Genomic DNA, 19985 nt, shown 5'->3' on the forward strand with positions numbered 1-19985 from the left:
CGTTCCATTAACCCCTGCACACAAGAGGCTGCTCAATGAGCCGCGACAGTCGTCAACTGGAATCCGTCCTCCACCACGACATCCCCCTCACCCGGGACATGGGCCTCAAGGTGCTCGACTGGCACGATCAGCAACTGCGCCTGCACTTGCCGCTGGACGCCAACGTCAACCACAAAAGCACCATGTTCGGCGGCAGCCTGTATTGCGGCGCGGTACTGGCCGGTTGGGGCTGGATGCATCTGCGCCTGAAAGAAGAAGGCATCACCGATGGGCACATCGTGATCCAGGAAGGACAGATCAACTACCCGCTACCGGTGACAGGCGATGCCCATGCCATTTGCCCGGCGCCGAACCCGCAGGTGTGGAAAAAATTTCTGGCGATGTATCAGCGCTATGGACGGGCGCGGCTGACCCTGAATACGCGGGTGGTGAATGCCGGTAGTGATGAGGATGCGGTGAAGTTTGTGGGGCAGTACGTCCTGCACCGCTAAAGCAAAAGATCGCAGCCTGCGACAGCTCCTACACCGGTCACTGTAGGAACTGCCGCAGGCTGCGATCTTTTGATCTTAATTCCGGGCCAGTTCCAGCAACGTCTCGCGCCACGCCGCCTTGGCCGGCAACGCCAGGAAAAACCCGTTCAACAAAGACTCCCGCGGCGGATAGGAGAACGGCTCGCCGTTCAGATCCAGCACCTCGCCGCCCGCCCCTTCCAGCACACCTTGCGCCGCCGCCGTGTCCCACTGGGAAGTCGGCGCCAGGCGCGGATAGCAATCCGCCGCCCCTTCGGCCAACAGGCAGAACTTCAACGAACTGCCGATGTTCGCCAGTTCCAGCTCACCCAAACCGGCACTCAAGCCGGCAAGCAGCCGCTCCTGCTCCGGGCTGGAATGGCGGCGACTGGCGACCACCGTAAACGCGGTCCCCGCCGGTGGCACTTCACGCACCTGAATCGGCTGCGGCTCGGCGTCCTTGTCGCCACGCCACGCACCCAATCCGGCGCCGCCCACATAAAACCGGCCGTTGGTCGGCATCGAAACCACGCCAAACACCACGCGCCCCTGTTCTACCAGGGCAATGTTGACGGTGAACTCTTCGCTGCCCGAGATAAATTCCTTGGTGCCGTCCAGAGGGTCCACCAGCCACCAGCGCTGCCATCCGGCACGCACGTTTTGGGGGATGTTGGCGTCTTCTTCGGACAGCACCGGGATGCTGGGGTCCAGCGCCGTCAGCCCGGCCACAATCAGGTGATGAGCGGCCAGGTCGGCGGCAGTCACCGGCGAATCGTCTGCCTTGGCAGTCACTTCGGTATTGATGCGCCAGAACGGCAGGATCGCATCGCCAGCCTTCAAGGCCAGCTCAATCACCGGCGCCATCAATGGATGAGGGAAATTCACGGCAGAAACACTCCGCGTTGGGTCAACAGATCTCGGGCCAGGTACAACGCCGCCAGGGCACGGCCTTCGGTGAATTGCGGATTTTGCGCCAACGCCGACAGCTCCCGCAGGTTGACCCTGGACAGGCCCATAGGCTCGGGCTCGTCACCTTCCAGGCGTTCTTCGTACAAATCGGTGGCCAGTACCACCTGAATTTTCTGGCTCATGTAGCCAGGCGACAGCGACAACTCGGTCAAATGTTCCAACTGCCGTGCGCCAAAGCCGGCCTCTTCCTTGAGTTCACGCTCCGCCGCCGCCAGCACGTCTTCGCCCGGTTCGATCAGGCCCTTGGGCAGCGACAATTCGTATTCATCTGTACCGCCGCAGTACTCCTCGACCAGCACCGCATGATCGGCATCGAGCATCGCCACGACCATCACCGCGCCATAACCGGCACCCTTGCCGACCAAACGCTCATAGGTACGCTCCACGCCATTGGAAAAGCGCAGCTTGAGCTCTTCGACGCAGAACAGGCGGCTGGTGGCGACGATCTCGCGGGCGAGGACGGTGGGTTTCTGGCGCATGCAAAGCTCCTTGGCGTGAACGCGCTACTATAACGCGGCTTTTCCGATTGTTTACGCCGGATATCCATCTACCACCCGAGACACTGCCATGCCCTCATTACCGTGGCCTGACATCGACACCGTTCTGTTGGACATGGACGGCACGCTGTTGGACCTGCACTTCGACAACCACTTCTGGCTGGAGCACTTGCCCCGGCGCTACGCCGAATTGCACGGCGTCAGCCAGGCCATGGCCGAGCTGGAGTTGCAGCCGCTGTTCGAACGCAACGCTGGCCAGTTGCAGTGGTACTGCCTGGATTTCTGGAGTGCCGAACTGAAGCTACCGGTGCGCGAACTGAAACTGGAAACCGCCCACCTGATCGCCCTGCGCCCGGATGCCGACACCTTTCTGGCGGCGATCAAACAGGCCGGCAAGCGCGTGATACTGATCACCAATGCGCACCGCGATTCACTGTCGTTGAAGCTGGAAAGAATCGAACTGGCACCGTATTTCGAGCGCCTGATCAGCTCTCACGATTACGGTTTCCCCAAGGAAAACCCGCAGTTCTGGGACGCGTTGCAGGCCGACATCGATTTCGACCCGGCGCGCAGCCTGTTCATCGACGACACCTTGCCGATCTTGCGCAGCGCGAGAAATTTCGGCGTGGCGCATTTGCTGGCGGTGAGCGAGCCGGACAGCCGCAAGGGGCCGAAAGACACGGCGGAGTTCGCGGCGGTGACGGATTATCGGGATTTGATTGCAGGGCTTTGAGACTGCGGCGACTGCATCGCGAGCAGGCTCGCTCCCACATTAGATCTTCAATGCCTGCATCATTTGTGCACGAAGTAGATCCAGTGTGGGAGCGAGCCTGCTCGCGATTGCGGTCTTGAAGGTTATTCGGGAATCCGCAACGACTGCCCCGGATAAATCTTGTCCGGATGGGACAGCATCGGTTTGTTGGCTTCAAAGATCTTGTTGTACTGGTTGGCATCGCCATACACCCGCTTGGAAATGGCGCTGAGGGTGTCGCCCTTCACAACAGTGACGAATACGGCGGCCTTCACGACCGGTCCGGTCACGGTGATCTGATCATCCACGCTGCCGACACCGGCAATATTGCCCACTGCCAGCAGAATTTTTTCTTTCTCCTCCTGACTGCCTACCTCGCCGGTCACGGTGACTTTGTCGCCATCAACCGTCGCCTGTACATTCGGATTACCCAGGCCAACCTTACTGATGTGATCTTTCAACTGCTCACTGGCATTGGCGTTACCGGGCGTCAGCAAATCCAACAGTTTTTCGCCTGCCTCTTTCACAAAGCTTAAAAGACTCATCGTTTGCTCTCCCTGGAAAGTTAGTTAGTTGTCCAGACGCAAAAGCCTAGACCACCATCGCAAACCACGGATCCAACCCGACCAATGACGCCGCTTGGCGCCTGGCGATAGAATCCGCCCCTGCTCACCCCACTGCTCACCCCCCAAAAGCCCCTTTGGAGCGAAGATGGACATCAAGCAGCTGAAATTCCTCATCGCTCTCGACGAAACCCGGCACTTCGGCCAGGCCGCCGCGCGCTGCCACATCACCCAGCCGACCCTGTCCATGCGCCTGCGCAGCCTCGAAGAGGAGCTCGATCTGCCACTGGTCAATCGTGGGCAGCGCTTCGAAGGTTTTACCGCCCCTGGCGAACGAGTGCTGGCCTGGGCGCGCACGGTGCTGGCGGCCTATGACGGTTTGTACGCTGAAGCGGCGGCCTGTCGCGGCAATCTGGTCGGTACCCTGCGCCTGGGCGTGGTGCCACTGTCGAGCTTCGACCCGTTGCCGCTGTTGCAACGCCTGCACGCCGAACACCCGAACCTGCGCTTCGAGCTGTCATCGCTCAGTTCCGAGCAAATCCTCGAGCAACTGGCAAACAACCGCCTGGACCTCGGCGTGTCGTATCTGGAGCGCCTGGATGTCGAGCACTTCGATTCGCTTACCTTCAGCGAAGCCCGCATGGGCCTGCTCTACGATCACCGTTTCTTCAACTTCGGCGAGGCGCCGCTGAGCTGGGAGTCGTTGATCGAACTGCCGCTGGGCATGCTCACAAGCGGCATGCATTTTCGCCAGTCCATCGACCACAACTTCCACAGCCGAGGCCTCACACCCCAGCCCATGTTGCAGACCGATGCCGTGCATCAGCTGTTACAGGCGGTCCACGGAGGCTTGTGCTGCGCGATCATGCCGTTGGACAGCGGCCTGGAAAGCCTGACCGATGATTTGCGCCTGCAGCCCATCGAGAACGCACAGACCCTCGGCCGGCTGGGGCTGATCATGCGCCGAAGCGCGCCGCGCTCGGCGCTCGTGGAGGCCTGTTTCGCGATTTACCAGCAATCGCTGGCAGGCGCTTGATCGACGGCATCTATCGGTAGATCAGTATTAGCGATTAGACGCGACAACTTGTCGCGCCTAGTCTTTAACCTGATCAACCCCTCGGTGATGCCATGGACACCAAGCGCCCTTCCTGCCCGGCGCCCGCCCTAGAAACGCCCGCGCCCGCTGCCAGCCATACCTACAGCTACAGCAATCTCGAAAATACGGAATCGGCCGACACTGCGTTGGCCGAGGAAGTCGCGTTGTCGATCGCCTACAACGGCATCAGCCAAGCGGTGATGCTGGTGACGCCGTCCGATCTTGAAGACTTCATCGTCGGCTTCAGCCTGGGCAGCGGCATCATCGAGGACGCCAATGACATTTATGACCTGCAGCTGAGTGGCTCGGGATCAGCGCAATACGCGCAAGTGACCATCGCCAACCGCGCATTCTGGAACCTCAAGCAGCAACGTCGACAAATGGCCGGCACCAGCGGTTGCGGGCTCTGCGGCGTGGAAGCAGTCGAGCAGGCATTGCCCGACCTGAAAGTGTTGCCCGGCGCCCCCTTGCCACCGGCCGAATGGCTCGACGGCCTGCGCCAGCGTATCGGCGCCTTCCAGCCCCTGGGCCAGTACAGCGGCGCGGTGCATGCGGCGGTGTTCATGAACGACCGGGGCGAGTTGTTGCTCGGTCGTGAAGACATCGGCCGGCACAACGCTCTCGACAAGCTGATTGGCGGGCTGATCCGTCGCAACATCCCGATCACTGGCGGGCTGGCGATTGTCACCAGCCGCTGCAGCCTTGAATTGATCCAGAAAGTTTTGCGCGCAGGCATCCAGACCCTGGTCAGCCTGTCGTCGCCCACGGGCCTTGCGGTGCAATGGGCCCGTCGCCACAACCTCAACCTCATCCATCTGCCACAAAAGAATGCGCCGCGGGTTTACAGCCCAGCGTTGGAGAACCACGCGTGAGTCAACACCGTCAAGCCGACCAGACACCCGTTCCCCGTTACAAACCCTATAAAGGTCCGGCCGGCGGCTGGGGCGCGCTGATCAGCGTCGCCCAGGCCTGGTTGACCAGCGACAACGCGCTGAAGAACCTGCGCATGATGCTCAAGACCAACAAGAACGGCGGCTTCGACTGCCCGGGCTGCGCCTGGGGCGATTCCAATGAAGCCGGCATGGTGGCGTTCTGCGAGAACGGCGCCAAGGCGGTGAACTGGGAAGCGACCAAACGCCGTGTCGATGGCAAATTCTTCGCCAAACACAGCGTCACCTCGCTGCTGGAACAGAGCGATTACTGGCTTGAATATCAGGGCCGTCTGACCGAGCCGCTGGTGTACAACGCCGAAACCGATCGCTACCAACCCATCAGTTGGGACGATGCCTTCGCCTTGATCGCCAAGCATCTGCGCGGTCTGTCGAGCCCGGATCAAGCCGAGTTCTACACCTCGGGACGGGCCAGCAACGAAGCGGCATTTCTCTATCAATTGTTTGTGCGCGCCTATGGCACCAACAACTTCCCCGACTGTTCGAACATGTGCCACGAGGCCAGTGGCGTCGCGCTGTCGCAAAGCGTTGGCGTGGGCAAAGGCACCGTGACCTTCGATGACTTCGAACACGCCGATGCGATTTTCGTCTGGGGCCAGAACCCCGGCACCAACCACCCACGGATGCTCGAACCGCTGCGTGAAGCGGTGAAACGCGGCGCGCAGGTGGTGTGCATCAACCCGCTCAAGGAACGCGGCCTGGAACGTTTCCAGCACCCTCAGCACGCGATCGAAATGCTCACCAACGGTGACAGGCCGACCAACACGGCCTACTTCCGCCCGGCACTGGGCGGTGACATGGCAATCATGCGCGGCATGGCCAAGTTCCTGCTGCAATGGGAGCGCGACGCGCAGAAGGCTGGCGCCCCGGCGGTGTTCGATCATGATTTCCTCAACGAACACAGCGTCAGCGTGCTGGAGTACCTGGCGGTCATCGACGATACGCCATGGGAGCAGATCGTCGAGCAGTCGGGCCTGACGCTGGTCGAGATCGAACAGGCGGCGCGCATGTACGCCAAGGGCAAGAACGTCATCATGTGCTGGGCGATGGGCATCACCCAGCATCGCCATTCCGTGGCGACCATCCAGGAAATCGCCAACCTGATGCTGCTGCGCGGCAACATCGGCCGGCCGGGCGCGGGCCTGTGCCCGGTGCGTGGCCACAGTAACGTGCAGGGCGACCGGACCATGGGCATCAACGAGCGTCCGCCAGCGGCATTCCTCGATGCGCTGGAGCGTCGTTTCCAGTTCAAGGTGCCCCGCGAAAACGGTCACAACGTGGTCGAGGCGATCCACGCCATGGCCGAAGGCCGCGCCAAAGTATTCGTTGCCCTGGGCGGCAACTTCGCCCAGGCCACCCCTGACAGCCCACGGACCTTCCAGGCCCTGCGCAACTGCGACCTGACCGTGCAGATCAGCACCAAGCTCAACCGCAGCCACCTGACCCACGGTAAAGACGCGCTGATCCTGCCGTGCCTGGGCCGGACCGATATCGACCGGCAGACCGAAGGGCCACAAGCGGTGACCGTCGAAGACTCGTTCAGCATGGTCCACGCCTCCAACGGCCAGCTGGAGCCACTGTCGAACCAGATGCGCTCTGAGCCGGCGATCCTGGCCGGCATCGCCGCCGCCACCCTGGGCAACCACCCGGTGGACTGGAATTGGCTGGTTGCGGATTACAGCCGCATCCGCGATCTGATTGCCGACACCATTCCCAACTTCAAGGACTTCAACGAGAAGATCAAAAACAAGGGCGGCTTTTACCTCGGCAACACCGCCGGCGCGCGCAAGTGGAACACCACTTCAGGCCGGGCCAATTTCCGTCCCAACGCACTGCCAAAGGACCTGATACACGAACGCACCCGCTCCACCGGCGTACAGCCGGACCTGATCCTGCAATCGATGCGCTCCCACGACCAGTACAACACCACGATCTACGGCCTCAACGATCGTTATCGCGGGGTCAAGGGCCAACGCGATGTGCTGTTCGTCAATGAAGCCGACATCATTCGCCTGGGTTTCAAGCCGGGCCAAAAGGCCGACATCGTGTCGATCTGGGACGATGGCGTGGAACGTCGGGTGAAGGGCTTCACGCTGTTGGCGTTCGATATCCCGGCCGGGCAAGCGGCGGCGTATTACCCGGAAGTGAATCCGCTGGTGCCGCTGGAAAGCATCGGCGACAGCAGCCATACGCCGACGTCAAAGTTCGTGGCGATCCGGTTGGAAGCGGCGAGTGAGACCGGGTTGATCATGGCCAGGTCGGCTTAACGCCCAGCTATGTGGCGAGGGAGCTTGCTCCCGTTCGGCTACGCAGTAGCCGCATACACGGCAAATCCAAATGATCGATTGGGCTTACCTCTTAGGGGGCCGCTTAGCGGCCCAACGGGAGCAAGCTCCCTCGCCACAAAATCTCTCATTTCTGCTGGCGCACAACTTTCCAAACGCCCACAAAAAAGGCCGTTTTCTCACGAAAACGGCCATTGCGAAGTAGTTAAAGACCGGCGAAAAACCATTAAGTTCCGTCTAAAAAACAGCAACTTATAGAAATGTGCTCAAGTCGTGTTACTCGTCGGATTTCGATTGTCACGACCATGACACAGCCTCAGGATCGCGCCGTCATCCCCTTGAGGTTCCTCCATGAAGTTCTCCTCGATTCTCTTGTTGTCCCTTGGCCTGGTCAGTGGCTTTGCCTCTGCTGGCGGCACCACCGAAGCAGGTGTGGGCGGCGCATTGGGCGGGGTTCTAGGCTCGGTCGTCGGCCAGTCGCTTGGCGGCAGTACAGGTTCCACCATCGGCGCAGCCCTGGGCGGCGCGGGTGGTAGCGCAGTCGGCGCAGACAAACACAGCCGTGGCGAAGCCGCCATTGGTGGTGCGCTGGGCGCAGCAGGCGGTAACGTGGTTGGCCGCAACATGGGCGGCACCACCGGCAGCCTGATCGGCTCCGCAGCAGGCGGCGGCGCCGGTGGCGCGCTGGGTAACTACATGGGCAACAAGGCCGATGAAGACGACGATGATGATCGTCGTGGCGGCCGTCGCTACTACCGTGACGACTATCGTCATGACCGTGGCCACCACTATGGCCACCGCAAGCACCACAAATACTGGCGCCACCGCGACTAACCAAACGGTTTCGCGCGCAGGTAAAAAAAATCGCAGCCCGAGGGCTGCGATTTTTTTTGCCTGCTTTAAACCACCAAACGCTCCAAGGCCCCGCGCAACCCGCCCGGAATCGCCACCGGCTGATTCGACGCACGATCAACGAATACATGGACGAAGCGCCCCGCGGCACAGGCCTCGTCCTCCCCTTGCTTGAACACTGCCAACTCGTACTGCACCGAACTGTTGCCCAGCTTGCCGACCCGCAGACCGATCTCGATCCGGTCCGGAAAGGCGATGGAAGCAAAGTAGTCGCAGGACGAGCTCACCACGAAACCCACCACTTCACCATCGTGAATATCCAGGCCACCGACCTCGATCAGATAAGTATTCACGGCCGTGTCGAAGAAGCTGTAGTAGGTGACGTTGTTGACGTGACCGTAGGCATCGTTGTCGTGCCAGCGGGTGGTGATGGGCTGGAAATGCAAATAGTCGGCGCGTTGGGGCATCGGGTTGGTTCCTGAGGTAAAGAACAAAAGATCGCAGCCTTCGGCAGCTCCTACACAGATTGGAGGTGTGCCTGAGCCCACGACCTTACTTCGGCATAGGGGTAATCTTCCAGCATCGCGAAGCCTGTAATCGCCCGTGCCTTGAGCTTGGTAAACAACGGCACGCTGATCCCGCACAGGAATCGCGTCAGTCGCTCCGACGAAGGCGCATGCCCGGTGTGTTGCTCATGCCTGTGGATAAATTCGCTGCACAACGCCTCGAAATTTTTATCCACAAGCGCCGGCAGCGCAGGAGGCTCCGGCAGATGGGTCACCTGCCCGTGGCACACCGAACAGTGTCCGCACTGCACCGGCGCATCGTGGTCGCCGAAATATTCGGCCAGGCGAAAACCCAGGCAGCGATCGGTGGCGAACAGATCGAGCATGGCGTGAATCCGCGCGATCTCGGTTTGTTCATGCCGAGTGAAGTAAGCGTGCAGTTCCTCGCTCAACGCCGCGCTATCGAAACCACTGTCCAGCAGGTTGTAGACCTCGGTCATCAACTTGCTTTCAAGTTCTACCCAACCTTTCTCCTGGAAGTAATCCAGCGCCCTGACCACCCGATCGCGCTCGGCTCGGTGCTGTTCGTACAAGGTCTCGAAATTCACCGTGGCCCAGGTTCGTGCACGAGGGGAGGTCTGGATGATCGCCGCGACGAAATCCCTGCGCTCACCTTCGAAACGGGCCAGCAATGCCTCGGGTTCTTCAAGGTATTTGAATCGGTACTCGGCGTAGTAGGCGTAACGCGGCGCGATGATTCCATGCAACTCAAGCTGCACCAGCAAGGTTTTGAGGGGCAGCTGGCGGATGTTGCTGTTGTCCGCCAACGGCCCCAGTAGAAACTCCCACTGCCCCTCCGGCGCACTCGCTTGCAACTCGTCGAGTACATAACGGATGCCGTCCAGTTCGGGCGTGTCGCCGTAGACGAAATTTTCCAGCACATTGAGGCTGTCACGGTTGGCCAGCACCAGGCAGTCGGACGGCTGACCGTCACGTCCGGCGCGGCCGATTTCCTGGCTGTAGTTTTCGACGGATTTAGGCAAGTCGAAATGCACCACGTTACGGATATCGCTCTTGTCGATACCCATGCCGAAGGCGATGGTGGCGACGATGCAGTTGCACTGCCCGTCCATGAAGCGTTTCTGCAGCGATTCCCGTTGCTCGTGGGGCAAGCCGGCGTGATAGGCCTGCGCCGCAATGCCGTTGCGCTGCAGGTGTTCAGCGATGTGTTCGGCGGTTTTTTGCAGGGTGACGTAGACGATGCTCGGCTGGCCTGCGCGCTGACTCATCCACTCGACCAGGCGCCGGCGCTTGTCCTGACCGCGCACCGGCTCCACCCATAGATTGAGGTTCGGCCGATAGAAACCAGTGGTCACCACGTCCTCGGCCGCGATGGCGAACCTGGCCTGCATGTCGGCGATCACCTTGGGCGTTGCGGTGGCCGTCAGCAGCAACACTTGCGGGATATTGAACTGGCGTTGGTAGTCCGGAAGCTTGAGGTAGTCCGGGCGGAAGTTGTGGCCCCATTCGGAGATGCAGTGCGCCTCGTCCACCACCAGCAACGAAATGGGGACCTGCTGCAGGAAGTTACGGAAGCGCTCGTTCTTCAGGCGCTCCACGGAAATCATCAGGATCTTCAATTCCCCGGACCTGGCGCGGGCCATGACATCGCTGGCGTCGTCGCGGCTCTGCGCCGAATCGATACTGCCCGCAGAAATGCCATGGCGTTGAAGGAATGCCAGCTGATCCTGCATCAACGCCAACAGCGGCGAAACCACCAGCGTCAGATGCGGCAGCATCACCGCCGACAATTGGTAGCACAGGGATTTGCCGGAACCGGTTGGAAAAATCGCCGCCGCCGAGCGCCCGGCCAGCACCGCGCTGATGGCCGTTTCCTGACCGGGGCGAAACTGTGGATAACCGAAAACCTGTTCCAGGGTGTTGTGCATAAGCTGTCACTCCGTTGACCGCTGAAAAGTCCGAAGCCTAGTCGGCGATGGCAGCGAGTCGAGAAAAGGTCGGGGCAAAAACGATACGGGATGATACAGCGTCCTCACAGACCCGAACCCGGCATGTTCGAAATGCCCTACATCATCTGGCGCATCCCTTCAGAAGTTTTTGGCGACACGCCTGACAAGCCCGCAGGAAATTTCACCTATCAGGCTTTCACTGTTGAAAACCGCGCTGGCATGTAGGGCCATTCCTCCAAAACCGGAAAAAGTCCTTACGAACCCTGTCGATTGCAGCCGTATTGCTGCTGCGCGCCGGCCCCTGCATAGTTTTGCTCGCGGCTGACAGTGCATCGGCCTGCCGGCAAGACTGCCCGAATTTCCAAAGGACTGACCTGATGACCACGCCCGATCCGCTTACAACCCGCTATCACCCCCTCAAAGCCAGCTACAGCGACACTGCCGTACTGGTCATCGACACCGAGGCCGACCCTGTCGAGATCCTCGACGCCGCCCGCCAACGCATCCGCGCCGCCAGCAACCTGCTCGAAACCCTTTATTGCCTGTGCTTCAAACAAGCCGACGCCAGCGACATCCCCAACATCGTCAGCGCCCTGTACCTGCTGACGCAGGACGGCAACGACCTCCTAGACATCGCCCGGCATCGTTTGCCAAAAACCACCCGTTAATCACCTTCTCCGTGGAATCGAGCATGCTCGCGAAGAGCGAAAATGCAGCCTGCCTAAAAGTAAGTCAATGGCGTACACTTACTATGATTTTTATCGAAACTTCAGCCTTCACCCGTAGGGCCAAAGATCTGATAGATGACGAAGCCTATACAGCTTTTCAAAATGTACTGGTACTGAACCCATTGGCCGGCGATGTGATCGAAAATACAGGCGGGATTCGAAAAATTCGAATCGCGGCTAAAGGTCATGGCAAACGAGGTGGAGCACGAGTGATTTACTATCACTTCGTCTCGATGTCACAGATCGTTTTATTGATGATCTACCCTAAAAATGAACAGCAAGACCTCACTGGCGACGAGCGTAAAGCGTTGAAGGCAGCAATAGAGCACTGGAGATAAATATGAGTAAGTTTTTTGATGAGCTGATGGGAAGCGTTCAAGAGATGAATGAAATTCTGCGAGGTGAACGCCAGCCCTCTCGCGAATTTACCGTCGACGCACTGCAGGTCAAAGAGATCCGCAAGGCTACCGGACTCACACAGGCAAAGTTCGCCGCCTTGATCGACGTGCAACTCGGCACTTTGCGCAATTGGGAACAGGGCCGCCGCGAACCGACAGGCCCGGCCAAAGCTTTGCTGAAAGCCATTCATAACGACCCTGTCCATGTGTTGAATGCATTAGCCAGCTGAGCAGTGCCGCCCAACGATACTGCTCTCGCCTCAAACTCTATTGCCATGGAATGAATGTCAGGGCTTCTTTTGATGAGCAAACCATGCCCCGACTAGCCTCCCAGTCAGATACTTTTCCAATGAATCTCTCCTCCACCCTCCCCGACGACCCCGCTCTCCACCAGCTCATCCAACTCCTCCACGAAGAAATCGGCCTGCCCGAACGCAAAACCATCAGCCTCACCACGTCCATCAACTTCGACCTCGGCTGCAACGGATCTGACGCGCAACATCTGCTTGAAACCCTGGAAGACCGATTCATGATCGATTTCGTGGAGTACGACAGTTATCGCTATTTCCAGCCCGATGGCTACGATGTGTATTTAAAGCGCAAGGCCAAGGGTCGCGGCGAAAAGGTGCCTTTGACCATCGGCATGCTCTATCGGGCGATCAAGGCCCAACGCTGGGACACCGAGGTGCTTGAAGGGCTGTGACGGCGCGGGTGCATAACGATAAGGACATTGTGTGGACGTACTGATGGGGTTGTTGGCCGCCTTGCTGTGGGGGGGCACAGATTTCCTGGTGGGCGTGAACGCCCGTGCGGTAGGAGTCAAACGCGCCGTGTATTTCGGTCAGGCGTTGGGCTTCAGCATCATGAGCCTGCTGTTGATTGCCTTCCCCGTCTTCATCCTGCGCGCCACGGCCGCGCCGCTGGAAACCTGGTTGCTCGGGGTTGTCGCCGCGATGCTCACCGTGTCCGGCGCGCTGTCGCTGTCCAAGGCTTTTGCCCTCGGCAAAGCCTCGATCGTGGCGCCGCTGGTGACCACCTACGGCGTGGTGACGACGCTGCTTTCCTGGGCTGCGGGTGAACACATCAGCTTGCTGCAATCGGTCTGTATCGCGCTCTGCGTGATCGGCGTGATCCTCTCCAGCGTTCACTCCGAACCGCAAGTGCCCCACACCTCTGAAGCCAGCAGCTCCATTGCCTATGCGCTGCTGGCGGCGGTTTTCTACGGCACCAGCTTCTGGTTGCAAGGCCATTTTGTACTGCCCGCCCTGGGGCCTGTGACGATGCTGTGGCTCGCGTACCTGATCGGATTGATTGTGCTGGTGGCGATCGTCCTGAGGATTGACGACGGCCTGAAAATCCCGCCGCTGAAAAACTGCCTGACACTGACCGGTGCCAGCCTGATGAACCTCGGCGGCTTTTCAGCATTTGCCTGGGGCGCAGTGGCCGGGTCCGTCTCGGTGGTGACGGTGATCAGCACATTGTCCGGTGGGATCGCTGCGATCCTTGGCTATTTGTTTTTCAAGGAGCGGCTGGCGAAAGTGCAGGTGCTGGGGGTCGCGCTGGTGCTGGTCGGGGCGTTCGTGCTGCACCTGAAAACCTGAAACGACACGCACAAAAAAGCCGCCCCGAGGGGCGGCTTTTTCATCGCTTCAATCCAACGCTTACAGCTTTGGACCAGCAGCCTTGATCGCGTCGCTCACGTCGAACTTCTTGAAGTTCTCGATGAACAGGCCGGCCAGTGCTTTGGCGGCTTCGTCGTAGGCGGCTTTGTCAGCCCAGGTGTTGCGTGGGTTCAGCAGACCAGCGTCAACGCCCGGTACGGCTTTTGGCACGTCGAGGTTGATGGTGTCCAGGTGCTCGGTTTCGGCACCGATCAGAGCGCCGCTCTGGATCGCTGCGATCACGCCACGGGTGGTCGGGATGTTGAATCGCTTGCCGACGCCGTAGCCACCGCCAGTCCAGCCGGTGTTGACCAGGTAAACCTTGGAGCCGAAGCCGTTGATGCGCTTGATCAGCAGCTCAGCGTATTCGCCAGCCGGACGCGGGAAGAACGGTGCGCCGAAGCAGGTGGAGAAGGTCGACTTGATGCCGCCGCCCGAGCCCATTTCGGTCGAACCGACCAGCGCGGTGTAGCCGGACAGGAAGTGGTAGGCCGCCTGCTCGTTGTTCAGGATCGACACTGGCGGCAGTACGCCGGTCAGGTCGCAGGTCAGGAAGATCACGGCGTTCGGCTCGCCGCCCAGGTTCGCTTCGGAACGCTTGGCAACGTGCTCCAGCGGGTAGGCGGCGCGGCTGTTCTGGGTCAGGCTGACATCGGCGTAGTCGGCGTGCTTGGCGTCGTCGATCACGACGTTTTCCAGTACAGCGCCGTGCTTGATGGCTTTCCAGATGACCGGCTCGTTCTTCTCGGACAGGTCGATGCACTTGGCGTAGCAGCCGCCTTCCATGTTGAAGACAACGCCTTCGCCCCAACCGTGCTCGTCGTCACCGATCAGGTAACGGCTTTCGTCGGCGGACAGGGTGGTTTTACCGGTGCCCGACAGACCGAAGAACAGGGTCACGTCGCCAGCTTCGCCGATGTTGGCGGCGCAGTGCATTGGCAGCACGTCGGCAGCCGGCAGCAGGAAGTTCTGCACGGAGAACATGGCTTTCTTCATTTCACCGGCGTAACGCATGCCGGCGATCAGAACTTTCTTCTGTGCGAAGTTGAGGATCACGCAACCATCGGAGTTGGTGCCGTCACGCTCAGGCACGCACTCGAAGTTGGCAACGTTGAGGATTTGCCACTCTTCACGGCCAGCCGGGTTGTACTGCTCCGGGTTGATGAACAGGCAACGGCCGAACAGGTTCTGCCAGGCAGTCTGGGTGGTCATCTTCACAGCCAGGTAGTGCTCGGCAGCGGCACCTACGTGAACGTGGGAAACGAAGTGCTCCTGCGCGTTGTTGAACGCTTCGACGCGAGCCCACAGGGCATCGAACTTGTCGGCCGGGAACTTGCGGTTGATCGGGCCCCAGGCGATAGCGGCCTGAGTGCTCGGCTCTTCAACAATGAAGCGATCGACTGGCGAACGGCCGGTACGGTGACCGGTACGAACAACCAGTGCGCCGGTATCGGCAAGCTCGCCCTCACCGCGATTCAGGGCTTCTTTAACCAGATCATCAACACTGAGATCGGTGTACACGGCGTTATTGGCTTGCGTCATGAGTTTCCCCGTCGGCCAGTGGCCGAGTGTGCTCCAAACGTTTTGTAGTAGAAAGTCGTGCACTACTACCGCGAAAAAAGTGGCCCGGATTATGCCAGAAATGCCCAAAAAGAGTAGGGCCCTCCCGTCGTAACGGCGTTAATCCGGCACTTACCAGTGAATTTACCTGCGCTGAACCGTTTTAGTGACGGGTATCTGACGGCGTCTCGACGCCCGCTCCGGCGAACAATTGGGCGACATCGGCTGCATCGAACAGGTATTGCTGGTTGCAGAACTGGCAGTCGATTTCGATATGACCACCGTGTTCGACCACCAGGTTTTGCGCGTCTTCCATACCCAGACTGACCAGCGCATTGGCCGAACGTTCGCGGGAGCAGCTGCAGCGAAAGCGCAGTTTCTGCACGTCGAACAGGCGCACCTGCTCTTCGTGGAAGAGGCGATGGAGCACGGTTTCGTTGTCCAGACCCAGCAGCTCATCGACGGTCAGCGTCCCGGTCAGCGCAGAGAGGTGCTGCCAGTTGGCGGCGCGCTCTTCCTCATCCTTGATGCGGTCGGAAGGCAATTGCTGCAACAGGAGGCCACGGGCACGGCGGCCGTCGGCGCAAAGCGTGATGCGCGTGCCGATCTGCTGGGACATGACGAAGTAGTTGGTAAAGCACTCGGACAGGTTTGCGCCGTCGAGATCGACGACACCCTGATAGCGCTGGCCCTGTCTTGGGTCGATGGTCAAGGTCAGCGAGCCATCCGGCATCAGGTCGGACAGTGTCGCATCGGGCGCGATCCGGTCTGCCTCGTAACGGGCCAGGCCACGGATGTCGCGCTCGCTGGAGCACTCGATCATCAACAGCGGGATCGGGCCTTCGGAGCGGGCCTGGAGGATCAGCAACCCATCGAACTTCAGGGTGCCGACCAGCAGCGCCGCGGCCGCCATCAGTTCGCCGAGCAGTTGTGCGACCGGCTCCGGATAGGCGTGCTTGGCAAGGACCTCGGCGTAGCTGAGCTCCAGCGAAACCATTTCGCCACGGGTGTCGCTGTCATCGAAGATGAAGCGTTGAGTGAAGTCGGTATCCGGTAGGTCGGTCATAAGTCTGAGTATCTGAATGGTAAAAAATGGAATTCAACGCCTCTGACGCCGTAGGCCCTCTTTATGGCCCATGGGGTCGGATGCTGTAGCGATATTCGACGAGCGGCTAGTTTGCGCTCGTTACGCCGTTGAGGAATCCCCCGATATGGTTACTCATCCGGGCAATTGCAAGTAGGTCACGGACAAAGGGCCCCAATTGCGACTATTCGTTACTGCTGCCGCGAAACTTGAACAGGTCCCGCCGCTGCTTCTTGCTTGGCTTGCCATCGGTGCTGACGCCCAGGGCGCCGGCCTTGCGCTGGGCTGCGGCTGTTTCGCGCTTGGCGATGCTGGCTTCGGTTTCGGTGTACAGCGTCTGCGCTTCCGGCGCGCCTCGGCGCACAATCGACAACGCCTGGACCACTACCGTGCGCTCATCGAATCCGGTGCGTATCTCGAATTCATCGCCGATACGCGGCTCCTTCCCCGGCTTGCAGCGCTCGCCCCGGTGATGCACCTTGCCACTTTCGATCGCAGCCTTGGCCAAGGCGCGTGTCTTATAGAAGCGCGCAGCCCACAACCATTTATCGAGGCGGACTTTGTCGTCCTCTTCGTTTTTTTGTGCCATGGGATTTCCTCGTTCTGAAATATTGGTGAACTGTACTACCGTTCTGTCGTACGAAAAATTACGTGGCCCCGGATTACAATGCCGACAATTCCTAACCTCCTTGGGAAACAGGAAATCGGGGCCGTAGATATCTGTCGCCTTTGAACCATTATTCTGCGTGAATACCGCGAATTCGGCCGCCTGTGGCCACCGTGGTTTCTACCGGTTGAGCAAATTTGAAGACATTTGACCATTTGACCGTTGTCGGTCTGCGCGAGTGGGTGGCGCTCCCGGATCTGGGAGTCGCGGGCCTGCGGGCAAAAATCGACACCGGCGCCAGCACCTCCAGCCTGCATGCCACCGACATCGAGGTATTCGATCGCGATGGCGAGCAATGGGTGCGCTTCACGGCGCACCTGGGCACGGTGGTGCAACTGCGTCACCGTCGCTGCGAAGCGCCGCTGGTAACGAAAAAAACCATCAAAAGCTCCAACGGTCACGCGCAGGTGCGATACGTGATCAGTACCACCCTGGCCCTCGGTGATCGGGTCTGGCGGGTCGAGTTCACCCTCGCCTGCCGCAAATCCATGCGTTATCGCCTGCTACTCGGTTCCAAAGCCCTGATCGAAGGCCAGTTGGTGGTCAATCCGGGCATTAAATATGTACAAGACAAGCCGGTGTTCCCGGTATCTACCTCTTCCACAGGTGTTGCATGAAGATCGCTGTGCTGTCGCGTAACCCGCGTCTGTATTCCACCCGCCGCCTGGTCGAAGCCGGTACTGAACGCGGCCATGAAATGGTGGTGGTCGATACCCTTCGTGCCTACATGAACATTGCCAGCCACAAGCCGCAAATCCACTATCGCGGCAAACCGCTGGAAGGGTTCGACGCGGTGATTCCACGGATCGGTGCGTCCGTGACCTTCTATGGCTGCGCGGTATTGCGCCAGTTTGAAATGATGGGCGTGTTCCCCCTCAACGAATCGGTGGCCATTGCCCGCTCGCGGGACAAGCTGCGTTCGCTGCAATTGCTGTCCCGCCGCGGTATCGGCTTGCCGGTCACCGGTTTCGCCCACTCCCCCGACGACATTCCCGACCTGATTGCGATGGTCAACGGTGCGCCACTGGTGATCAAGGTGCTGGAAGGCACCCAGGGCATTGGCGTGGTGCTGTGCGAAACCGCCACGGCGGCGGAATCGGTGATCGAGGCATTCATGGGCCTCAAGCAAAACATCATGGTTCAGGAATACATCAAGGAAGCCGGCGGCGCCGACATTCGCTGCTTCGTGGTGGGCGACAAGGTGATTGCCGCGATGAAGCGCCAGGCCAAGCCCGGCGAGTTTCGTTCCAACCTGCATCGCGGCGGCAGCGCCAGCCTGATCAAGATCACGCCGGAAGAGCGCATGACCGCCTTGCGCGCAGCGAAGGTCATGGGCCTGACCGTAGCGGGTGTGGATATCCTGCGCTCCAATCATGGACCGCTGGTGATGGAGGTGAACTCGTCGCCGGGACTCGAAGGGATCGAGACCACCACCGGCAAGAATGTGGCGGGGATCATCATTGAGCACTTGGAGAAGAATGGCGGGCCGAACATGACCCGGACCAAGGGCAAGGGATAATGCAAAAAAGATCGCAGCCTGCGGCAGATCCTTATGTAGGAACTGCCGCAGGCTGCGATCTTTTCAGCGGTTAAACCGCATCCCGGGGCAGCATCAGCCCCAGCGGCAACCGCACCCGAGCTTCCAGCCCTCCGCCCTCACGGTTGCGCAATTCGACATTCCCGCCATGCATCGAAGCAATCCGCTTCACAATCGCCAGCCCCAATCCGGTGCCCTTGCCGCCTCGGGCACGGTCGCCGCGGGTGAAGGGGTTGAAGATCGCTTCCAGCTCCGCCGGATCGATGCCGGCGCCACGGTCCATGACGCTCAGCACCACATAGGGAGCGGCAGTGTCACCGGAGACGTAGGCGGCCACTTCCACACCACTGCCCGCGTGGTGCAGCGCGTTGCCGATCAGGTTGTTCAATAGTCGCTTCATCGACACCCGACGCAACGGAAACGGCTGGATCGGCTCCAGGCGCAGGTGCACTTTTTCTTCGATCTGGTTGTACGGTGCGGCGACTTCGCGGACCAGATCGCTCAGGTCCACCTCTTCCACCGACTCATCACGGCCGTCGCGGATAAAGGCCAGGAACTGGTCGAGAATCGCATCCATGTCCTCGATGTCGCGGACCATGTCATCAGTCAGGTCGCTGCGATCACCCATGAGTTCCAGTGACAGGCGCAAGCGGGTCAGCGGCGTACGCAGGTCATGGGACACCCCGGCCAGCATCAGTTCACGCTCGCGACCGGCCTGCTCGACATCCTCGGCCATCTGGTTGAAGGCGCGATACACCTCGGTCATTTCACTGGGCGTATCGCTGATCGGCAGACGCACACTGCGACCCTGGCCGAGTTGCCGAGCCGCGTAAACCAGCCGTTTGAGGGGTTGGTTGAGCTGGCTGACAAAAATCCACGCCGAAGCCGTGGACAGCAAACCGATAGCCAGGAACCAACCCAGCACATTCCAGATTTTCTGGCCGCGCAGCGGATGCGGGTACAGCGGCACTTTCAACCAGCCATCACCCAGGCTTGGCGCCCGCACCCACAATGCCGGAGGCGTGTGCATGCGTAATCGCACCTCGGTGTCGGCCCCCAGCTCGGCCTGCATCTGCCGTTGGTAGATTTCGCTGTACGGCCAATGTTGTTCGCCTTCGGGCACGCCAGCCCCTACCACCCGGATCAGGGTCGCTGCTTCGGCAATCTTGTCGCGGTTGTTTTCATCGGCGGCCCAATAGGCGCGTAGCGTCAGGGCGACACCGTGGCTGTATTGGCGGTCCACCAACACGTCCTCGTTCATCAACAGATAAACCAGGGTCAGTGCCTTGGAAAACAGAACGACGATGAGCACCAGCCAAAGGGTGCGGGAGAAGAAACTCTGAGGGAACCAAACGGGGGTTTTCATGGATAGGCGCTACATACTTGCAGGAACGAGCGATGC

Annotated in this window: 23 protein-coding genes; 14 read left to right on the forward strand and 9 right to left on the reverse strand. The window is 60.0% G+C overall.

The window, feature by feature from the left end:
• Positions 1-35 precede the first annotated feature (35 nt).
• Entirely contained in the window at positions 36-491 is a 456-nt protein-coding gene (locus ABTV29_RS29715; protein ID WP_433768064.1) for a YiiD C-terminal domain-containing protein, read from the forward strand.
• A 75-nt stretch (positions 492-566) separates the two neighbouring features.
• On the opposite strand, the gene cysQ is transcribed toward ABTV29_RS29715, so the two are convergent.
• Entirely contained in the window at positions 567-1373 is an 807-nt protein-coding gene (gene cysQ / locus ABTV29_RS29720; RefSeq protein WP_433772066.1) for a 3'(2'),5'-bisphosphate nucleotidase CysQ, read from the reverse strand.
• A 17-nt stretch (positions 1374-1390) separates the two neighbouring features.
• A complete protein-coding gene (nudE, locus tag ABTV29_RS29725) occupies positions 1391-1957 on the reverse strand; it encodes an ADP compounds hydrolase NudE (protein ID WP_433768065.1) in 567 nt (188 codons plus the stop codon).
• A gap of 88 nt (positions 1958-2045) precedes the next feature.
• On the opposite strand from nudE, the gene yrfG reads away from it, so the two are divergent.
• Positions 2046-2708 (forward strand): GMP/IMP nucleotidase, encoded by a 663-nt coding sequence (gene yrfG, locus ABTV29_RS29730; RefSeq protein ID WP_433768066.1) that lies wholly within the window; start codon positions 2046-2048, stop codon positions 2706-2708.
• A 122-nt stretch (positions 2709-2830) separates the two neighbouring features.
• On the opposite strand, the gene lysM is transcribed toward yrfG, so the two are convergent.
• On the reverse strand, positions 2831-3271 hold the full coding sequence (gene lysM / locus ABTV29_RS29735; protein WP_433768067.1) for a peptidoglycan-binding protein LysM: 441 nt from the start codon (positions 3269-3271) through the stop codon (positions 2831-2833).
• Between the two features lie 166 nt (positions 3272-3437).
• Between lysM and ABTV29_RS29740 the strand changes: the two genes are divergently transcribed.
• From ABTV29_RS29740 to ABTV29_RS29755, 4 genes are all read left to right on the forward strand, one after another.
• On the forward strand, positions 3438-4325 hold the full coding sequence (locus ABTV29_RS29740) for a LysR family transcriptional regulator (protein WP_433768068.1): 888 nt from the start codon (positions 3438-3440) through the stop codon (positions 4323-4325).
• Positions 4326-4417: 92 nt separating this feature from the next.
• Positions 4418-5257, forward strand: coding sequence for a formate dehydrogenase accessory sulfurtransferase FdhD (gene fdhD, locus ABTV29_RS29745; protein WP_433768069.1), 840 nt, complete (start codon positions 4418-4420; stop codon positions 5255-5257).
• Positions 5254-7602 (forward strand): FdhF/YdeP family oxidoreductase, encoded by a 2349-nt coding sequence (locus tag ABTV29_RS29750; protein WP_433768070.1) that lies wholly within the window; start codon positions 5254-5256, stop codon positions 7600-7602. The genes fdhD and ABTV29_RS29750 overlap by 4 nt, the downstream gene beginning before the upstream one ends.
• Positions 7603-7971: 369 nt before the next feature.
• Positions 7972-8454 (forward strand): glycine zipper domain-containing protein, encoded by a 483-nt coding sequence (locus ABTV29_RS29755; protein ID WP_433768071.1) that lies wholly within the window; start codon positions 7972-7974, stop codon positions 8452-8454.
• Positions 8455-8519: 65 nt separating this feature from the next.
• On the opposite strand, the gene ABTV29_RS29760 is transcribed toward ABTV29_RS29755, so the two are convergent.
• Complete coding sequence (locus ABTV29_RS29760; RefSeq protein ID WP_433768072.1) at positions 8520-8939, reverse strand: acyl-CoA thioesterase; 420 nt, start codon at positions 8937-8939, stop codon at positions 8520-8522.
• A 50-nt stretch (positions 8940-8989) separates the two neighbouring features.
• Complete coding sequence (locus ABTV29_RS29765; protein ID WP_433768073.1) at positions 8990-10927, reverse strand: RecQ family ATP-dependent DNA helicase; 1938 nt, start codon at positions 10925-10927, stop codon at positions 8990-8992.
• 123 nt (positions 10928-11050) lie between these two features.
• Here ABTV29_RS29765 and ABTV29_RS29770 point away from each other — a divergent pair, with 123 nt between their 5' ends.
• The 6 genes from ABTV29_RS29770 (at position 11051) to ABTV29_RS29795 (ending at position 13675) form a co-directional block, all read left to right on the forward strand.
• The gene (locus ABTV29_RS29770) at positions 11051-11173 is read left to right on the forward strand and encodes a hypothetical protein (protein WP_433768074.1); all 123 of its coding nucleotides are present in this window, start codon (positions 11051-11053) and stop codon (positions 11171-11173) included.
• 152 nt (positions 11174-11325) lie between these two features.
• Positions 11326-11616, forward strand: a complete 291-nt coding sequence (locus ABTV29_RS29775; protein ID WP_433768075.1) for a hypothetical protein — start codon at positions 11326-11328, stop codon at positions 11614-11616.
• 83 nt (positions 11617-11699) lie between these two features.
• Positions 11700-12014, forward strand: a complete 315-nt coding sequence (locus ABTV29_RS29780; RefSeq protein WP_433772068.1) for a type II toxin-antitoxin system RelE/ParE family toxin — start codon at positions 11700-11702, stop codon at positions 12012-12014.
• Between the two features lie 2 nt (positions 12015-12016).
• The gene (gene nadS, locus ABTV29_RS29785; protein ID WP_433768076.1) at positions 12017-12304 is read left to right on the forward strand and encodes a NadS family protein; all 288 of its coding nucleotides are present in this window, start codon (positions 12017-12019) and stop codon (positions 12302-12304) included.
• A gap of 119 nt (positions 12305-12423) precedes the next feature.
• Positions 12424-12777 (forward strand): DUF1493 family protein, encoded by a 354-nt coding sequence (locus ABTV29_RS29790; RefSeq protein ID WP_433772069.1) that lies wholly within the window; start codon positions 12424-12426, stop codon positions 12775-12777.
• A gap of 43 nt (positions 12778-12820) precedes the next feature.
• Positions 12821-13675, forward strand: a complete 855-nt coding sequence (locus ABTV29_RS29795) for an EamA family transporter (RefSeq protein WP_433772071.1) — start codon at positions 12821-12823, stop codon at positions 13673-13675.
• Between the two features lie 60 nt (positions 13676-13735).
• On the opposite strand, the gene ABTV29_RS29800 is transcribed toward ABTV29_RS29795, so the two are convergent.
• From ABTV29_RS29800 to ABTV29_RS29810, 3 genes are all read right to left on the reverse strand, one after another.
• On the reverse strand, positions 13736-15277 hold the full coding sequence (locus ABTV29_RS29800) for a phosphoenolpyruvate carboxykinase (RefSeq protein WP_433768077.1): 1542 nt from the start codon (positions 15275-15277) through the stop codon (positions 13736-13738).
• A 181-nt stretch (positions 15278-15458) separates the two neighbouring features.
• Complete coding sequence (gene hslO, locus ABTV29_RS29805; RefSeq protein WP_433768078.1) at positions 15459-16361, reverse strand: Hsp33 family molecular chaperone HslO; 903 nt, start codon at positions 16359-16361, stop codon at positions 15459-15461.
• 202 nt (positions 16362-16563) lie between these two features.
• Positions 16564-16968, reverse strand: a complete 405-nt coding sequence (locus tag ABTV29_RS29810; protein WP_433768079.1) for an RNA-binding S4 domain-containing protein — start codon at positions 16966-16968, stop codon at positions 16564-16566.
• Between the two features lie 275 nt (positions 16969-17243).
• On the opposite strand from ABTV29_RS29810, the gene ABTV29_RS29815 reads away from it, so the two are divergent.
• Together ABTV29_RS29815 and rimK are read left to right on the forward strand one after the other, a co-directional pair.
• On the forward strand, positions 17244-17663 hold the full coding sequence (locus ABTV29_RS29815; RefSeq protein WP_239499417.1) for an ATP-dependent zinc protease family protein: 420 nt from the start codon (positions 17244-17246) through the stop codon (positions 17661-17663).
• Positions 17660-18565 (forward strand): 30S ribosomal protein S6--L-glutamate ligase, encoded by a 906-nt coding sequence (gene rimK, locus ABTV29_RS29820; RefSeq protein WP_175376484.1) that lies wholly within the window; start codon positions 17660-17662, stop codon positions 18563-18565. Before ABTV29_RS29815 ends, rimK begins: the two co-directional genes overlap by 4 nt.
• A gap of 70 nt (positions 18566-18635) precedes the next feature.
• Here the strand turns inward: rimK and ABTV29_RS29825 are convergent, their stop codons facing one another.
• Positions 18636-19949, reverse strand: coding sequence for an ATP-binding protein (locus ABTV29_RS29825; protein WP_433768080.1), 1314 nt, complete (start codon positions 19947-19949; stop codon positions 18636-18638).
• Between the last annotated feature and the right edge of the window lie 36 nt (positions 19950-19985).

This window comes from Pseudomonas putida (genome assembly GCF_050989985.1).
In the GTDB taxonomy this organism is placed as follows: domain Bacteria; phylum Pseudomonadota; class Gammaproteobacteria; order Pseudomonadales; family Pseudomonadaceae; genus Aquipseudomonas; species Aquipseudomonas putida_AI.

Excerpts from the sequence above, each read along its gene's own strand:
- ABTV29_RS29800 (WP_433768077.1), bottom strand. The coding sequence starts at position 15,277 with ATGACGCAAGCCAATAACGCCGTGTACACCGATCTCAGTGTTGATGAT.
- cysQ (WP_433772066.1), bottom strand. The coding sequence starts at position 1,373 with ATGGCGCCGGTGATTGAGCTGGCCTTGAAGGCTGGCGATGCGATCCTG.
- nudE (WP_433768065.1), bottom strand. The coding sequence starts at position 1,957 with ATGCGCCAGAAACCCACCGTCCTCGCCCGCGAGATCGTCGCCACCAGC.
- ABTV29_RS29795 (WP_433772071.1), top strand. The coding sequence starts at position 12,821 with ATGGGGTTGTTGGCCGCCTTGCTGTGGGGGGGCACAGATTTCCTGGTG.
- rimK (WP_175376484.1), top strand. The coding sequence starts at position 17,660 with ATGAAGATCGCTGTGCTGTCGCGTAACCCGCGTCTGTATTCCACCCGC.
- yrfG (WP_433768066.1), top strand. The coding sequence starts at position 2,046 with ATGCCCTCATTACCGTGGCCTGACATCGACACCGTTCTGTTGGACATG.
- fdhD (WP_433768069.1), top strand. The coding sequence starts at position 4,418 with ATGGACACCAAGCGCCCTTCCTGCCCGGCGCCCGCCCTAGAAACGCCC.
- ABTV29_RS29790 (WP_433772069.1), top strand. The coding sequence starts at position 12,424 with ATGAATCTCTCCTCCACCCTCCCCGACGACCCCGCTCTCCACCAGCTC.
- ABTV29_RS29770 (WP_433768074.1), top strand. The coding sequence starts at position 11,051 with ATGTTCGAAATGCCCTACATCATCTGGCGCATCCCTTCAGAAGTTTTT.
- ABTV29_RS29825 (WP_433768080.1), bottom strand. The coding sequence starts at position 19,949 with ATGAAAACCCCCGTTTGGTTCCCTCAGAGTTTCTTCTCCCGCACCCTT.
- ABTV29_RS29715 (WP_433768064.1), top strand. The coding sequence starts at position 36 with ATGAGCCGCGACAGTCGTCAACTGGAATCCGTCCTCCACCACGACATC.
- ABTV29_RS29765 (WP_433768073.1), bottom strand. The coding sequence starts at position 10,927 with ATGCACAACACCCTGGAACAGGTTTTCGGTTATCCACAGTTTCGCCCC.
- lysM (WP_433768067.1), bottom strand. The coding sequence starts at position 3,271 with ATGAGTCTTTTAAGCTTTGTGAAAGAGGCAGGCGAAAAACTGTTGGAT.
- ABTV29_RS29755 (WP_433768071.1), top strand. The coding sequence starts at position 7,972 with ATGAAGTTCTCCTCGATTCTCTTGTTGTCCCTTGGCCTGGTCAGTGGC.
- ABTV29_RS29780 (WP_433772068.1), top strand. The coding sequence starts at position 11,700 with ATGATTTTTATCGAAACTTCAGCCTTCACCCGTAGGGCCAAAGATCTG.
- hslO (WP_433768078.1), bottom strand. The coding sequence starts at position 16,361 with ATGACCGACCTACCGGATACCGACTTCACTCAACGCTTCATCTTCGAT.
- nadS (WP_433768076.1), top strand. The coding sequence starts at position 12,017 with ATGAGTAAGTTTTTTGATGAGCTGATGGGAAGCGTTCAAGAGATGAAT.
- ABTV29_RS29810 (WP_433768079.1), bottom strand. The coding sequence starts at position 16,968 with ATGGCACAAAAAAACGAAGAGGACGACAAAGTCCGCCTCGATAAATGG.
- ABTV29_RS29740 (WP_433768068.1), top strand. The coding sequence starts at position 3,438 with ATGGACATCAAGCAGCTGAAATTCCTCATCGCTCTCGACGAAACCCGG.
- ABTV29_RS29775 (WP_433768075.1), top strand. The coding sequence starts at position 11,326 with ATGACCACGCCCGATCCGCTTACAACCCGCTATCACCCCCTCAAAGCC.
- ABTV29_RS29760 (WP_433768072.1), bottom strand. The coding sequence starts at position 8,939 with ATGCCCCAACGCGCCGACTATTTGCATTTCCAGCCCATCACCACCCGC.